General features: G+C 73.2%; 15 protein-coding genes and 1 other RNA gene. 8 read left to right on the forward strand and 8 right to left on the reverse strand.

What is annotated here, in order from left to right:
* Positions 1 to 56: 56 nt before the first annotated feature.
* Complete coding sequence (locus ACZ3ZD_RS05245) at positions 57 to 707, forward strand: TetR/AcrR family transcriptional regulator (RefSeq protein ID WP_467393724.1); 651 nt, start codon at positions 57 to 59, stop codon at positions 705 to 707.
* A 73-nt stretch (positions 708 to 780) separates the two neighbouring features.
* On the opposite strand, the gene ACZ3ZD_RS05250 is transcribed toward ACZ3ZD_RS05245, so the two are convergent.
* A complete protein-coding gene (locus ACZ3ZD_RS05250; protein WP_467393726.1) occupies positions 781 to 1,146 on the reverse strand; it encodes a PPOX class F420-dependent oxidoreductase in 366 nt (121 codons plus the stop codon).
* A gap of 86 nt (positions 1,147 to 1,232) precedes the next feature.
* Complete coding sequence (locus ACZ3ZD_RS05255) at positions 1,233 to 2,303, reverse strand: alkene reductase (protein WP_467393728.1); 1,071 nt, start codon at positions 2,301 to 2,303, stop codon at positions 1,233 to 1,235.
* Between the two features lie 269 nt (positions 2,304 to 2,572).
* Here ACZ3ZD_RS05255 and ACZ3ZD_RS05260 point away from each other — a divergent pair, with 269 nt between their 5' ends.
* Positions 2,573 to 3,112 carry a MarR family winged helix-turn-helix transcriptional regulator gene (locus tag ACZ3ZD_RS05260; RefSeq protein ID WP_467393730.1) on the forward strand — a complete coding sequence of 180 codons (540 nt, stop codon included), beginning with the start codon at positions 2,573 to 2,575 and terminating at the stop codon, positions 3,110 to 3,112.
* Positions 3,113 to 3,808: 696 nt separating this feature from the next.
* On the opposite strand, the gene ACZ3ZD_RS05265 is transcribed toward ACZ3ZD_RS05260, so the two are convergent.
* Complete coding sequence (locus tag ACZ3ZD_RS05265; RefSeq protein ID WP_467393732.1) at positions 3,809 to 4,237, reverse strand: ATP-binding protein; 429 nt, start codon at positions 4,235 to 4,237, stop codon at positions 3,809 to 3,811.
* Between the two features lie 237 nt (positions 4,238 to 4,474).
* Between ACZ3ZD_RS05265 and ACZ3ZD_RS05270 the strand changes: the two genes are divergently transcribed.
* Positions 4,475 to 5,740 carry an XRE family transcriptional regulator gene (locus ACZ3ZD_RS05270; protein WP_467393734.1) on the forward strand — a complete coding sequence of 422 codons (1,266 nt, stop codon included), beginning with the start codon at positions 4,475 to 4,477 and terminating at the stop codon, positions 5,738 to 5,740.
* Complete coding sequence (locus ACZ3ZD_RS05275) at positions 5,737 to 6,258, forward strand: NUDIX domain-containing protein (protein WP_467393736.1); 522 nt, start codon at positions 5,737 to 5,739, stop codon at positions 6,256 to 6,258. The genes ACZ3ZD_RS05270 and ACZ3ZD_RS05275 overlap by 4 nt, the downstream gene beginning before the upstream one ends.
* A 202-nt stretch (positions 6,259 to 6,460) precedes the next feature.
* Here the strand turns inward: ACZ3ZD_RS05275 and rnpB are convergent.
* An RNA gene (gene rnpB / locus ACZ3ZD_RS05280) (RNase P RNA component class A) lies at positions 6,461 to 6,863 on the reverse strand.
* Between the two features lie 135 nt (positions 6,864 to 6,998).
* Between rnpB and yaaA the strand changes: the two genes are divergently transcribed.
* Both yaaA and ACZ3ZD_RS05290 read left to right on the forward strand, forming a co-directional pair.
* Entirely contained in the window at positions 6,999 to 7,781 is a 783-nt protein-coding gene (gene yaaA / locus ACZ3ZD_RS05285; protein WP_467393738.1) for a peroxide stress protein YaaA, read from the forward strand.
* Positions 7,782 to 7,879: 98 nt separating this feature from the next.
* Entirely contained in the window at positions 7,880 to 8,542 is a 663-nt protein-coding gene (locus ACZ3ZD_RS05290) for a bifunctional 4-hydroxy-2-oxoglutarate aldolase/2-dehydro-3-deoxy-phosphogluconate aldolase (RefSeq protein WP_467393740.1), read from the forward strand.
* Here ACZ3ZD_RS05290 and ACZ3ZD_RS05295 read toward each other — a convergent pair.
* The 3 genes from ACZ3ZD_RS05295 to ACZ3ZD_RS05305 are packed head-to-tail and all read right to left on the reverse strand — an operon-like array spanning position 8,514 to position 11,747.
* Positions 8,514 to 10,133, reverse strand: a complete 1,620-nt coding sequence (locus tag ACZ3ZD_RS05295; protein ID WP_467393742.1) for a histidine phosphatase family protein — start codon at positions 10,131 to 10,133, stop codon at positions 8,514 to 8,516. The two genes, ACZ3ZD_RS05290 and ACZ3ZD_RS05295, sit on opposite strands and share 29 nt — an antisense overlap.
* Positions 10,134 to 10,149: 16 nt before the next feature.
* Entirely contained in the window at positions 10,150 to 10,893 is a 744-nt protein-coding gene (locus tag ACZ3ZD_RS05300; RefSeq protein WP_467394540.1) for a zinc ribbon domain-containing protein, read from the reverse strand.
* Complete coding sequence (locus ACZ3ZD_RS05305; RefSeq protein WP_467393744.1) at positions 10,890 to 11,747, reverse strand: Nif3-like dinuclear metal center hexameric protein; 858 nt, start codon at positions 11,745 to 11,747, stop codon at positions 10,890 to 10,892. Before ACZ3ZD_RS05305 ends, ACZ3ZD_RS05300 begins: the two co-directional genes overlap by 4 nt.
* Positions 11,748 to 11,934: 187 nt before the next feature.
* Here ACZ3ZD_RS05305 and ACZ3ZD_RS05310 point away from each other — a divergent pair, with 187 nt between their 5' ends.
* Both ACZ3ZD_RS05310 and ACZ3ZD_RS05315 read left to right on the forward strand, forming a co-directional pair.
* Positions 11,935 to 13,155 carry a hypothetical protein gene (locus tag ACZ3ZD_RS05310; RefSeq protein ID WP_467393746.1) on the forward strand — a complete coding sequence of 407 codons (1,221 nt, stop codon included), beginning with the start codon at positions 11,935 to 11,937 and terminating at the stop codon, positions 13,153 to 13,155.
* A 97-nt stretch (positions 13,156 to 13,252) separates the two neighbouring features.
* Positions 13,253 to 13,408 (forward strand): hypothetical protein, encoded by a 156-nt coding sequence (locus ACZ3ZD_RS05315; RefSeq protein WP_467393748.1) that lies wholly within the window; start codon positions 13,253 to 13,255, stop codon positions 13,406 to 13,408.
* Between the two features lie 57 nt (positions 13,409 to 13,465).
* On the opposite strand, the gene ACZ3ZD_RS05320 is transcribed toward ACZ3ZD_RS05315, so the two are convergent.
* A complete protein-coding gene (locus ACZ3ZD_RS05320; RefSeq protein ID WP_467393750.1) occupies positions 13,466 to 14,404 on the reverse strand; it encodes a 3-oxoacyl-ACP reductase in 939 nt (312 codons plus the stop codon).
* Positions 14,405 to 14,408 lie beyond the last annotated feature (4 nt).

Consider the following 14,408-nt stretch of genomic DNA (forward strand, 5'->3'; position numbering starts at 1 on the left):
TAATCGAGGGGCCGTACCCTCGACACACAGCGGAAGGAACAGCAGAGGTGGACACGGTGACTGGCAGTACCCCGAGCGGACGGCCCGCCCCGCGGCTGCGGGCCGATGCCGCACGCAACCGCGCCCAGATCCTGGCCGCGGCCCGCGCGGCCTTCCGCGAGTCGGGGACCGCTGTGCCCCTGGACGAGATCGCCCGCCGGGCAGGCGTGAACATCGCCACGCTGTACCGGCGCTTCCCCGACCGCGATGCCCTGGTCGGCCAGGTCGTCCTGGACGGCTTCGGCCTCGTCCTCGACACCGCCCGCGCAGCGGCCAGGACGGCGCAGAGCGATCCGCTCGCGGCCGTGGAGACCTTCCTGCAGGCCATGGTCGACAACCGGGACCTGTTGTCCCTTCCGCTGATCGGCGGCCCCATGACGGATGATCCGCGCGCCCGTGAACTGCAACAGCAGATCGCCGCCTGCCTCGAGGACATCCTGGCCGAGGGGCGAGGGAACAAGGTCATCCGAGGTGACATCACGGCGGTCGACCTGATCGCCACCGCCGCGCTGATCTGCCGCCCCCTGCCCCACCTCCCGCCCGGCCAGGCGGCCACGCTCGCCACCCGGCACCTCGGTGTCTTCCTCGACGGACTCCGCCCTGAGCACACGCGCGCCCTGCCGGCCCCACCCACCCACGAGGAGATGACGGCCCACCTCGTCACCTGAGGCACGGCCGCCCTCCGGTTGGACAGGCGGTGGAAGCCGACGGGCACGGGGAGGGCGTCTCGGTGCGCCCCTGTCAGTCAAGGCCCCATCGATGAATGGTGTGCGGGCGCAGGCGGATGACCTCGGGGCTGTAGCCCGGCCCGAGCGCGGTGTCGTCGGTGACCAGTTCGGCGACGCCCCGTATCTCGACGCCCCGCACCCGCCACGGATCCAGACTGACGATGTCGTCGACGACGAGTGCCGCCCTCGGGTTGGCGCGCAGGTTGCGCCACTTCTTCGTCTCCCCCATGTTCCGGCCGCCGATCAGGATGGTGGAGTCGTCCTGGAGGAAGAAGCCCACAGGGTTGACCTGGGGCTGCCCGGAGGGATCGACCGTGGCCAGGCGGCCCAGGCGTTGTCCGGTGAGGTATCCGCGCTCCTGCGCGCTGAAGCCGACCATGCCTTCACCATCCCTCCGCCGCCCGGGCCACGCACCCCGGCCGCGTGCGGGGTGCGCCGCATCGGATCCGGGGCGGGTGCCTGCGGTCAGGCGGGCAGGGCGGGGTAGTCGGTGTAGCCGCGGTCGTCACCGCCGTAGAAGGTGGCCTGGTCGGGGCTGTTGTAGGGGCCGCCCGACCGCAGGCGGCGTGGCAGGTCGGGGTTGGCCAGGAACAACATGCCGAAGCTGATCAGGTCCGCGGTGCCGTCTTCGATGAGCGCGAGCGCGTCAGGCCCGGTGGGGTGGGGGTGGGTGAAGGGGTTGAGGAGGAACGTGGTCGGCCACGCCTTGCGCAGGCGATGGGTGAGGTCACGGTCCGGGCCCTCCATCAGGTGCAGGTAGGCCAGGCCCAGGGGGGCGAGCTTGTCCACCAGCGCGCCGTAGGTGGCGTCCAGGTCCTGCTCGGCCATGTCGTTGTAGGGGTTGCCCGGGGACAGGCGGAGGCCGGTGCGGTGGGCACCGATCGCGTCCGCCACCGCCCGCGTCACCTCGGTGGCGAAGCGGATCCGGCCCTCGACGGTGCCTCCCCAGCCGTCGGTGCGTCGGTTGGCGTTGGGGGCGAGGAACTGGTGGACGAGGTAACCGTTCGCGCCGTGGATCTCCACGCCGTCGAATCCGGCGGTGATCGCGTTGCGTGCGGCGGCGGCGAAGTCGTCGACGGTCTGCAGGATCTCCGACTCCGTCAGCTCCTTGGGGGTCACCATGTCCTGCGGCCCCTGGTGGGTGAAGACCTGGCCCTTGGCGGCGACCGGGGACGGGGCGACCGGGACCATGCTCTCGGGCAGCAGGCTGGGGTGTCCGACGCGCCCGGTGTGCATCAGCTGCGCGAAGATCACGCCGCCTTGGCGGTGAACCGCGTCGGTCACCTCCCGCCACCCGGCGATCTGCTCGGGCGAGTGGAGGCCCGGGGTGTCCGGGTAGCCCTGACCGACCACCGACGGCTGGACTCCCTCGGTGATGATCAGTCCGGCACTGGCCCGCTGGGCGTAGTACTCGGCCATCAGGGTGGTGGGGACGGCACCGGCACCGTAGGCGCGGCTGCGGGTCATGGGGGCCATCACGATCCGGTTGGCCAGGCGCCTGCCCCCCAGCAGGAACGAGTCGAAAGCAGCAGTCATGATCAAAATCCTTCGGTGAGAGGCGGCTGGACCGGCGGCCTGGGCCACCCGAAGCCACAGGGGCAGCCCCATGCCGCTCAAGCGATGACAATTACCTGTCCGAACAAGTAAATGCCCGTGCCGCATCCCTTGGGAAGAGTGACGCTCGCCACGGGGCGTCCTCAACGCAGGCCGGGCAGTCGACACCTTCGACCCCCTTGGCCACCGCAGGGACTAGACTGAAACTGTTCGGACAGTTAATGACGTCGATGACTGCAGGGAGGTCGCACGTGGCGAGAAGGACACCGCCGGGAGAAGACGCCCGAGCGAAGGAGGAGACGCGCGGCGCCGCGTCGGTTCCCCTGCCGTCCGCCGCCCGCACCGGGCAGATCAGTCATGCGATCTTCCGAGTCGCGCGCCTGCATCGCATGCTCGCCGGCCAGCTCCTGCGCAGCGTCGGACTGCACCCCGGCCAGGAACTGGTGATGATGCACCTGTGGGGAGAGGGACCCCAGCGCCAGACCGATCTGGTGCGCCTGCTGGACTCCGATGCCGCCACCATGACGCGTACCATCCGGCGCCTGGAACACGCGGGCTTCGTACGCCGCCGCCCCTCCCCCACCGACAAGCGGGCCTTCCTCATCGAGGTCACTCCGGCCGGTCACGCCCTGCGCACCGCGGTGGAGGGCATCTGGGCCGAACTCGAAGAGCACACCACCGCCGGATTCGCCCCGGAGGAACGCGACATCGTCCTGCGCGCGCTCAGCCGCCTCGAGGAGAACCTCACCCGGACGCCGCCCCCGCACACGGCATCCGCGGACGTCCCGTAACGGTGAAGGGCCACTCCGAGGAACCTCACGCCTTCCCGTGGTGCAGACGCGGGCAGTCCTCCAGGGACAGCGTGCCGGGACGGCGGGCAGGTCACACCGGAAGGTTCCAGGAGCGGCCGTCGGGTGCTCCGAGCCACACCCGTTGGGTGCCGTCCGGGTCCACGGTCAGGAGTCTCCTCGTTTCCCCGGTGATCCGACAGCGGCGGCCGCCGCGTAGGGCCTGCGGACGGCGAGAGGGGCTCGGCCGGGGCAGCTGGTGTGAACAAGCGTTGCGCCCCGGCCAGGGATAGTTGGGCCATCCGCTCCAGGGGATCGGGCGGGCGGCCGTTGCGGTCTCCCCCCTCGGGCGTGAGGGACCGTCACGCGCGCTGCCGACGGTCGGCGGACGGATGCGCGCCGGGGGGTGGTGCGTCCCGGTGGCCGGGGGCGTAGTGGCCAGTCGTCTGGTCCGGGACAGGGACAGGGAAAGGGGCTATGGCGCTGCGCGCACCGGCAGGGACGGCTGGGGGCGGTCCGGTGTGGCGAGAGCCGCTACATGCGGCTCCTTGTCGGGAACGGGGGACGCAGTCGGGGCAGACCCCGTGCGGAGTTCATCACAGACCAGGGACACCACCAGCCCGAGCCCGACAGCGACGGCTCCAAGGAGTCCGGTGCCGGTGTTTGCCCCGTCGGCTCGCAGCATGCGGTGGCGGCCGGTCATTGGTCGCCAACCTTGATCGCAATCTCAGCCCAGACGCGTTTACCCCAGGGAAGGAGATCGGTTCCCCAGCGGTCGGAGAGGGCGTCGACCAGGAGGAGGCCACGACCGCCGATGGCGTCTGGTCCCACGATGCGCAGCCCGGGCATGCTGCGGGACTTGTCGACCACGGCGACGCGGAACCGGTCAGGGCGCGGCTGCTCGGCGATCACCCGGACGCTGTGAGAGTGACCGTGGCGGACTGCGTTGGTGACGATTTCGGAGATCAGGAGCATGCCGGTCTCTGCGACGTCCTGGTCCATGCCCCACTCCGCGCATGCCTCGCGGACTATCCGACGCGCCACCGGAACACTGGCGGCCTCGCTCGCGAGGGTGGCGCTCTGGTGCGGGTATTGCCCTGGACTCACTTGCTCGTTGGTCGTGGTCATCGTCACGCCTTGGTCGGGGCGGTTGGGAGGGAGGCCCCCGCCCGCGGGCCTCGGGGGAGAAGCCTGCGGGCGGGGTGGCGCCGAGGTGCGTTCACGGGTGCGCGTCCCGGCGGCTGATAGTCAGTCAACGCGTGGAGAAGGGGATGGGGAGACTCCAAGGTGGTGACTCCAACGCGGAGTCACATCAGCGGCGTTGGCCTTAGCATCGACTCCATTCGCTACCCGGAGGAGTTGCAGGTGGACCGTCTGTCACCGGACCCGCGTGAGGTCGTCGCCGGTCTGCTTGGGGATGAACGCCTGCTTCATGCGTGCACCGAGCGGGACATGGGCGCCGTGTTCCGGATGCTCAATGCGCGCGGTGTCAGTACGCGGCGCATTGCTGCCGCCGTCGACATCACGCAGGGACGCCTGTACGACTACATGAACGGCAAGAGCCGGGTGGAGAAGCTGACCCTGTTCGAGCAGATCGCCGACGCCTTCCATATTCCCGGCCATCTGCTGGGGCTGGCTCGACGCTCGTGGGAGCCCGCGCCGGCGACCGCCGAGCACGAGCGGACGGACCGGCCGCCGCCGGACGGTGACGACCTGGTGGCGATGGATCACTTCCGCAGCGCTGACCGGCAGACCGGCGGCAGCAGGTTGTACGGGGCTGTCATCCGGCACCTGTCGGACCGGGTGGCTCCCCGGCTTGTCGACATCGGCAGCGGTCCACAGGTGTTCGCCGCCGCAGCAGCGCTGACCGAGATGGCGGGCTGGATGGCTCACGACTCCGGTCATGATGACCGCGCGGCCCGGCACTTCGCCCGCGCTCTCCCTCTGGCCCGCACCTCTGGTGACCTCCCGCTGGCCGCGCACGTCGCTGCGAGCAGCAGCCACCTTGCCCTTGAGACCGGGGATGCGGCCGGGGCTGTCGGCTGGGCGCGGACCGGGCTCGAAATGGCCGCGCGGGGACGTCGGATTCCCGCGCTGACGGCGCGGTTGCACACCATGCAGGCGCGTGCGCTGGCGGTCGCGGCGCAACGCACCCCAGCCGCCCAGGCGCTGGAGGCCGCTCACCGCGACCTGGAGGCATCGCCTGCTGCTGACCACCCGTGGCTGAGCCCGTTCGACGCTGCCGCGCTGGCCAGCGAGTCAGCTTTGGTCCTGCGTGACCTGGAGCAGTACGACGAGGCGCTGTCTCACGCCAGACAGGCTGTTGCGCTGCGCGAGGCGGGACGGGCGCGGTCCCTGGCTCTCAGCCGGATCAGTCTGGTGGACATCCACGTGCGCCGGGGTGACCTGGACGCTGCGGTGAGCGTCGGTCACGACTTACTGAGCACGAGTCCGACTCTCGGTTCGGTCCGGGTGGTGCAGCAGCTTGACGGTCTCCGCCGGCTGCTGGAGCCACACCGGGGGTACCGGCCGGTCCGGGAGTACCTGGCGCGGTTCGATGATGCACGCCGCGCCAGAATGCTCCTGCTGGCCGATCTGATCCCGCCGTCTCCGGGAGGCACCACCACATGAAGCCCACAGCACCCGATCCCGCCGACACCGACGCGTGGAATGCGTACCTCGCGGAGGGGAACGCCAAGCAGGCCCGCAAGCGGGTGGCGGCCGACGTGCTGCTGCGGGACCCGTACGGCCGTGTGCTCCTGGTGAACCCCACCTACAAACCGGGATGGGATCTGCCCGGCGGAATGGCGGAGGCCAACGAGCCGCCGGAGGACACGGCACGCCGTGAGCTGATGGAGGAACTCGGCATACGCCTCACGCTGCTCGGGCTGCTGGTGGTGGACTGGGTGGCCCCGCACGGCCCCTGGGACGACCAGCTCGCGTTCGTCTTCGACGGCGGCACCCTGGACGAGGACCAGGCGGACCGGCTACGGCCACGAGACGACGAGCTGTCCGAAGCCGCCTTCGTCACGGCCGCCGAAGCCGCCGGTCGCCTCAGGGACCGCACCCGGCGCCGGTTCGAGCACGCTCTGAAGGCACTGGACGCGGGACGGCCGCGGTACCTCCGCGACGGCGCACCCATCACATGACAATGCGTGTCGCCCAGCTCTGACCCCCGAGGCATGGCTGCTTTCATGGCTGCGGAAGTAGCCGCGCGATCCCGTTCCCGGCCAGCGTTCACATCACGTGCAACCACGCGGGAACTCCCGGGCAACCGCAGATACGGGCGGGACTCCCACAGCATGCACTCGGCCCTGGCCAGGTAGTTTCCCCTGGTCAGGGCCGCAGGGGCAGACGAGTCGGGCTGTACGCCGGGTTCTGTTCCCCGGTGTCCTCGCGGGCGCCGGGGCGACGGCCATCCATCTAGGGCCGGCGTTGCCGCCGGCCTCGTGCGGTCTACCCGCGGACTCGGGCGGGCAGCCCTCGATCGTCCGCGCAGGGACACCGGGGTGTCCCCTCTTGACCTTGCTCCGGGTGGGGTTTACCTAGCTGCCCAGGTCACCCTGGGCACTGGTGGTCTCTTACACCACCGTTTCACCCTTACCAGGGGCCGAAGCCCCGGGCGGTCTGCTTTCTGTGGCACTGTCCCGCGGGTCACCCCGGGTGGCCGTTAGCCACCACCCTGCCCTGTGGAGCCCGGACGTTCCTCGGGAAGCCCCCTAGGGGGACTCCACGCGGCCGTCCGCCCGGCTCGTCTGCCGTGTCGACCATGGTACCCGGCGGCAGCCGCGCCGCGGACCGGCGGACGCCCGCCGCCGGGGTGCGACACCGTACGGCCCCCTTCCCGGGCCGTCGTACGCTGGCGCGGAGGTCTACGTGAGGAGTACGTGTGCTGGTCCTGCTGCCGCCCTCGGAAGGCAAGGCGCATTCGGGCGGGGGCGCCCCGCTGGAGCTCGGGTCGCTGTCCCTGCCGGGGCTGGCCGTCGCCCGGGAGGCGGTGCTCGGGGAGCTGGTGGAGCTGTGCTCCGGTGACGAGGAGAAGGCCCGGGAGGTGCTCGGGCTGAGCGAGGGGCTGCGCGGCGAGGTGGCGAAGAACGCCGGGCTGCGTACGGCCGGTGCCCGCCCCGCCGGGGAGATCTACACCGGTGTGCTCTACGACGCCCTGGGGCTGGCCACGCTGGACGCGGCGGCCCGTCGGCGCGCGGCGGACTCGCTGCTGGTGTTCTCCGGGCTGTGGGGCGCCGTGCGGGTGACGGACCGGATCCCCTCCTACCGCTGCTCGATGGGCGTGAAGCTGCCGGGGCTCGGCGCGCTGGCCGGGCACTGGCGGGCGCCGATGGCCGGGGTGCTGCCGGAGGCGGCCGGGGCGGGACTGGTGCTGGACCTGCGGTCCTCGGCGTACGCGGCGGCCTGGCGGCCGAAGGGCGAGGTGGCCGGGCGGACGGCGACGGTACGGGTGCTGCACGCGCCGACCCGGAAGGTCGTCAGCCACTTCAACAAGGCGACGAAGGGCCGGATCGTGCGCAGCCTGCTGACCGCCGGAGCCGTGCCCGAGAACCCGGCCGAGCTGGTCGCGGCGCTGCGGGACCTGGGGTACGCCGTGGAGGCGGAGGCGCCCGGGAAGGCGGGCAGGGCGTGGGCACTGGACGTGCTGGTGGAGCAGATCCACTGAGCAGCCGGACGAGCGTTCACTGGAGCAGCCGCTGAGCTGTCGTTGCAGCATACGCAACGGTCGTTGCGGGTCCTGCACGTGCTGGGCACGATGACCGCATGACCTCGCCGCTGCCCTCCTCCCCGGCTGCCTCCGTGCTGGATCTCGCCCCCGTCCTGCCCGTCGTGGTGCTCGCCGACGCCGCCGACGCCGTACCGCTCGCGCGGGCGCTGGTGGCGGGCGGGCTGCCCGCGATCGAGGTGACCCTGCGGACCCCGGCGGCGGTGGAGGCGATCCGGGCGATCGCCGAGCAGGTCCCGGACGCCGTGGTCGGGGCGGGCACGGTGCTCACGCCGGAGCAGGTGGAGGCGTGTACGGCGGCCGGGGCGCGGTTCCTGGTCAGTCCCGGCTGGACGGAGGCGCTGCTGGCGGCGATGCGCGGGTCCGGGGTGCCGTTCCTGCCCGGGGTGTCGACCGCCTCGGAGGTGGTCGCGCTGCTGGAGCGCGGGGTGCGGGAGATGAAGTTCTTCCCGGCGCAGGCGGCGGGCGGTACGGCGTATCTGCGCTCGCTCGCGGGGCCGTTGCCGCAGGCCCGGTTCTGTCCCACCGGCGGGATCGGGCCGCGGAGCGCGCCGGAGTATCTCGGTCTGCCCAACGTCGGCTGCGTGGGCGGCAGTTGGATGATCCCGGCGGAGGCGGTGGCCGCCGGGGACTGGGCCCGGATCGAGGGGCTGGCGCGGGCCGCGGCCGGGCTCAGGGACGCAGGTGAGAGGTGTCGTTGAACAGCCGTACGCTCGCGTTGCCGTCCGCGTAGTACGCCACCGCCGACAGCGAGGCCGCCGACAGCTCCATCCGGAACAACGACTCGGGCGGGGCGCCGAGGGCGAGCCGGACCAGGGTCTTGATCGGAGTGACGTGCGTGACCAGCAGGACCGTACGGCCCGCGTGGGCCGCGACCAGCTTGTCCCGGGTGGCGGCGATCCGGGTGGCCGTCTCGGCGAAGCTCTCGCCGCCACCGGTGGGGTGCGCCTCCGGGTCGCCGAGCCATGCGTTCAGGTCGTCCCGGTAGCGTTCACGGACCTCGCCGAAGGTCAGGCCCTCCCACGCGCCGAAGTCCGTCTCGCGCAGGCCGTCCTCGATCGTGACGTCCAGGTTCAGCCGGGCGGCGACGATGCCGGCGGTCTCCCGGGTACGGGCGAGGGGCGAGGCGACGACGGCCTGGACCGTGCCGCGCCGGGCGAGTGCCGCCGCGGCCCGGTGCGCCTGCTCCCGGCCGGCGGCGGACAGGGAGGGGTCGGTGCCGCCGCTGCCGGAGAAACGCTTCTGGGGCGTCAGCGGGGTCTCGCCGTGCCGCAGGAGCACGAGGGTGGCGGGTGCGCCCAGGTCGGGGGCGGCACTCCAGCCGGGGGTGCTGGGCTGCGCTCGCTCGCCAGGGGGCGTCGCCGCGGCGGTCTCGCTCCCGCGTACCGCAGCAGCCGCCGTCGCCGTCGCCTCGACATCGTCCTCGGCCGGAGCCGCCACCGGCCCCACCCGACCGCCGGTCCGACCGGAGTCCCGGCCGTCCGCCCGGCCCTCCGTCAGCGCCGCGCCGGCCTTCCCCGCGCCCTCCGTCAGCGCCGCGCCAGTCTTCCCCGCGCCCTCCGTCGGCGTCACGTCGGGCTCCCCCGCACCCTCCGCCCGGCCCTCCGTCCGCGCCGCGCGGGCCGTCCCCGTGCCCTCCGCCCGTGCCACGCCGGCCTCCCCCGCGTCCTCCGCCCGGCCGGCCGCCCGGCCCTCCGTCAGCGTCACGTCGGCCTCCCCCGCACCCTCCGCCCGGCCCTCCGTCCGCGCCGCCCGGCCCTCCGTCAGCGCCGCGCGGGCCTTCGCCGCGCCCGCTGCCGCGTCTCCGGGCGGGGCCGGCGGTTCGGGGACGGCGGGTGGGGTGTCCAGGGCCGCCCGGGAGTCGGACGGGGACCACGGCCGGCCCTTCGCCCCCGCGTCCATCGCCTCGTTCGCCAGGCGGTCCGCGTGCTTGTTCCGCTCGCGCGGGATCCACTCGTACGTGACCCGGTCCGGCGCGAAGACCGCCCGGGCCTCCATGGCCAGGGGCTTCATGTCGGGGTGCTTGATCTTCCAGCGGCCCGACATCTGCTCGACGACGAGCTTGGAGTCCATGCGGACGTGCACCCGCGCGGTGGGGTCGAGGGCGTGGGCGGCGCGCAGGCCGGCCAGGAGGCCGCGGTACTCGGCGACGTTGTTCGTGGCGACGCCCAGGTACTCGGCCGCCTCCGCCAGGGTCTGTCCGGTCGCCGCGTCGCGGACCACGGCCCCGTAGCCCGCGGGCCCGGGGTTGCCTCGTGACCCGCCGTCCGCCTCGACGATGAACTCCCGCACCGGCCCCGCTCCTTGCCTACAGACCCGACTCCGCCGTACGCACCAGGATGCGGCGGCAGTTCTCGCAGCGGACCACCGTGTCCGGCGCCGCCGCGCGGATCTCGTTCAGCTCGGTGATGGCCAGCTCCTGCCGGCAGCCCTGGCAGGTGCGGGCGTACAGCTTGGCCGCGCCGATGCCGCCCTGCTGCGCGCGCAGCTTGTCGTACAGGCTCAGCAGGGCGGCGGGGACGGACCCGGCGACGACCTCGCGCTCCTTGGTCACCGTGGCCACCTCGCCGTCGATCTCCTCGAACGCCGCGTCCCGCCGGCCGGTCGCGTCGTCGATCTTCGACTGCACGGAGGCGACGCGCTCGGTCAGCTCGTTCACCCGCTCCTGTGCGGCCTCGCGGCGCTCCATGACCTCCAGGACGACGTCCTCCAGGTCGCCCTGCCGCTTGGCGAGGGAGGCGATCTCGTGCTGGAGGTTGGACAGGTCCTTCGGCGAGGTGACCGCGCCGGAGTCCAGGCGCTGCTGGTCGCGGGCGGCGCGCTGGCGCACCTGGTCGACGTCCTGCTCGGCCTTGGTCTGCTCGCGGGCGCAGTCGCTCTCCTCGGTCTGCGCGGCCACGAGCAGGTCGCGCAGCTGCGTGAGGTCCTTCGTCAGCGACTCGATCTCGGCGTGCTCGGGCAGGGACCGCCGCCGGTGCGCGAGCTGCTGCAGGCGGACGTCGAGTGCCTGGACGTCGAGGAGGCGGATCTGGTCGGCGGGCGCGGCGTTCAGTTGGGGGCTCCTGTGGGGCTAGCGGGGGTGGTGGACGCCGCGTGGGCGGTCCAGGGGTCGGTGACCGTCTTGGAGACGTGGACGCGCAGGTCCCAGCCGTGGCGGTCGGAGATCTCGTCGAGCTGGCTCGCGGCCAGCTCGCACCAGGGCCACTCGGTGGCCCAGTGCGCCGCGTCGAGCAGCGCGAGGGGGCCGTGGGCCACCGCCTCGGACGCCGGGTGGTGGCGCAGGTCGGCGGTGAGGAAGGCGTCGACGCCGGCCGCGCGGACCTGGTCGAAGAGGCTGTCGCCGGAGCCGCCGCTGACGGCGACCGTGCGGACGACGGCGTCGGGGTCGCCGGCCACCCGGACGCCCTGCGCGGTGGCGGGCAGCCGCTCGGCGGCGCGGGCGGCCAGTTCGCGGACGGTGAGCGGGTGGTCGAGTTCGCACACGCGGCCCAGGCCCCGGCACCCCTGCGGGTCGGTGGGGTCCGGCACGAGGGGTCGTACGACGCGCAGGTCGAGGGCGCCGGCGAGGGCGTCGGAGACACCCGGGTCGGCGGTGTCGGCGTTGGTGTGGGCGACGTGCAGCGCGATGTCGTTCTTGATGAGCGTGTGCACGACCCGGCCCTTGAAGTGGGTGGCCGCGACGGTGGTCGTCCCGCGCAGGTAGAGCGGGTGGTGGGTGACGAGCAGGTCGGCGCCGAGTCGCACGGCCTCGTCGACGATCTCCTGTACGGGGTCGACGGCGAACAGGACCCGGGTGACCTCCTGGTCGGGGTCGCCCACCACCGTGCCGACTGCGTCCCAGGACTCGGCCCGTTCGGCGGGCCACAGGTTCTCCAGCGCGGCGATGACTTCAGACAGACGGGGCACGGCCCAAGGCTACCTGGCTGTTCGGCGGCCCTGTACCGCATGCGTCCGGTCTGCCCCCGCTCAGCACAGACGCCCCGGTTTCCTCAGGTGAATCGCTTCTGCGCCACCCGTACGTGTGAAGAGGGAGACGGGAGGTCCCCCGCCTGTGCGTGCGAAAACTAGCTTCGTCGCCGGAGGTGACCGAACGATGACGGTCTGTGCTCTCGAACCCCCGTCCACGGGTGGGGCCGACGGCACCCCGGGAGCGGGGTGCGCGATCACGGCGGACGGCGCGTACGCCGCCCGGCTCGCGCGGGACGGTGACTCCTGGTTCCCGGAGCGCTGGACGCTGGACGGTCCGGAGCCGTACGCGGTGCCGCTGCCCGGCGACCAGCCGGAGGAGCCCGGCACCGAGGTGCAGCCGATGGGCGACGGGCGGGTGCTGATCCACCGGCTGGTGGCGGCCCGGCACGCCTTCGCGCTGCTGTATCCGACCGGGCCGGGCACCGGCGAGCTGCCGCTCGGCGCGGTGGAGTGCCCGGAGCCCGGCACCCGGCTCACCCTGCTGCCGCCGGCCCCGGGGGGCGTGCGGGCGTACGCGCTCGCCGTCGGGCCGCGCTCCAGCGTGGTGTGGCTGGTGGCGGGCGGGGCGTCCGGCCCGGAGCGGCTCGCCGAGGTGCCGGGGCGCTGCGCGGGCGGGGTCTGGCTGGACGGCACCGGGCGGCTGCTGGCGCTCGACCGGGAGCTGGACGGGCGCACCAAGACGGTGGTGGTGGACCTGGCGCGCGGGGAGGTCTCGCCGCTGCTCCAGATCGCGGAGGGCAGTGACGACCGGCTGCTGCTCGCCGACCCGGACAGCGGCCTGCTGCTGATCTCCTCCGACGCGCCCTCCCCGGGGCGGGAGCGGCTGGGCTGGGGGGTGCTCGGCAGCACCCTGCCGGTACGGTTCCCGGACTGTCTGCGGATGCCCGAGTGCGCGGTGGTCCCGTTCGCGATCCAGCCGGGGCAGGTGCTGCTGCCGGAGACCTGCGCGGTGGGCCTGCGGATCGACGGTGCGTTCGGCACCTGGGTGGGCACCTGGCGGCCGGCCGAGCGCCGGGTCCGGCACCTTCCGGCGCCCGAGGGCTGGCTGGCGGGGGCCGGGGTGTGGACGCGGGAGGGGCGGCTGCGACTGCCGTACGCGACGCGGGAGACGCCGTGCGGTGTGGCGGACGTGACGACGGCCGTCTCCCCCGGCCGGGAGAGCGTCACCGGCCCGGCGCCCGAGCCGGCCGCGCCGGCGGCCGGACCGGGAAGGCCGGTGCACGCGCCGGGCCCGCCGGGGGCCGGACCGGGGTCCGCGGGGGCCGGACCGGAGCCTGCGGTACGGCCGGTGGCCCGGCCCGTGCCCTTGCAGCAGGCACCTCTGGGACGTCTTGTAACGAACTAGTGCCGGTTGGCGTGTGCGCCTGGATCGGGGCCGTGGTGGGCCGGTTAGACTCGCCCGGCTGTACGAAAGATCATGGTTGACGGGGTGAATACGTCCGATGAGCGACACCAGCACGACTGAGCAGCTGTCTGCCGACTTCCAGACCGCCGGCCACGGCCGGCACCGCGGCCCGGTCGCGGCCCAGGAGAGCGACTCGGCTCCGCACGGCCGGCACCGCAAGCCGGTCCAGGAGAAGGTCGAGGCGGCTGCCTGACGGCAGTGAAGAAGAGGGGGCGTCCGCTCGGCGGGCGCCCCCTTCGCTCTGCCCGCGCTACTCCCGCCGGAGCCCCAGCACCTCCGCCGCCGCGAAGGTCTCCCCCGGCGGCCGGTCCGCGTAGTGCGGGGTGAGCAGCGCGTCGAGTTCGTCGTAGGTGAAGGTCTCCTGCTTGCTGTCGAACCTGGCCCGCACCCGGGGCCGTTCGATCACGGCCACCATGCCGCCGTGGACGACGAGCAGCTGGCCGTTGACCCCGGCGGCGGCCGGCGCGGCCAGGTAGCCGACGAGCGGGGCGACGTGCTCGGGCGCGAGCGGGTCCAGGCCCTCGTCCGGTTTCCGCAGGCCCGCGAAGACGTCCTCGGTCATCCGGGTCCGGGCGCGCGGGCAGATGGCGTTGGCGGTGACGCCGTACTTGGCGAGGGCGAGGGCGGTGGAGGTGGTCAGGCCGACGATCCCGCCTTTGGCGGCCGCGTAGTTGGGCTGTCCGGCGGACCCGGCGAGGAACGCTTCCGAGGAGGTGTTCACGATCCGCCCGTACACCGCCGCCCCGGTGGCCTTGGCCCGCTGCCGCCAGTGCGCGGCGGCGAAGCGGGTGGTGTTGAAGTGGCCTTTGAGGTGGACGCGGATCACCGAGTCCCACTCGTCCTCGGTCATGGAGAACACCATGCGGTCACGCAGGATACCGGCGTTGTTGACGAGGATGTCCAGCTTGCCGAACCCGGCGATCGCCGACTCGACGAGTTCACGCGCCTGCGGGAAGTCGGAGACGTCTCCGGTGTGCGGTACGGCGGTGCCGCCGGCCGCCCGGATCTCCGCCGCGACCTGCTCGGCGGGGCCCGCCGACGCGGCGCCGGAGCCGTCCCGGCCGGGCTGCCCGTAGTCGTTGACGACGACCGCGGCGCCGAGCCGGGCGAGTTCCAGGGCCTCGGCCCGGCCGAGCCCGCGTCCGGCGCCGGTGACGATCGCGGTGAGGCCCGCGAGTGGCTGTGACATGGGC

It is taken from the genome of Streptomyces sp. NPDC023481 (genome assembly GCF_055560195.1).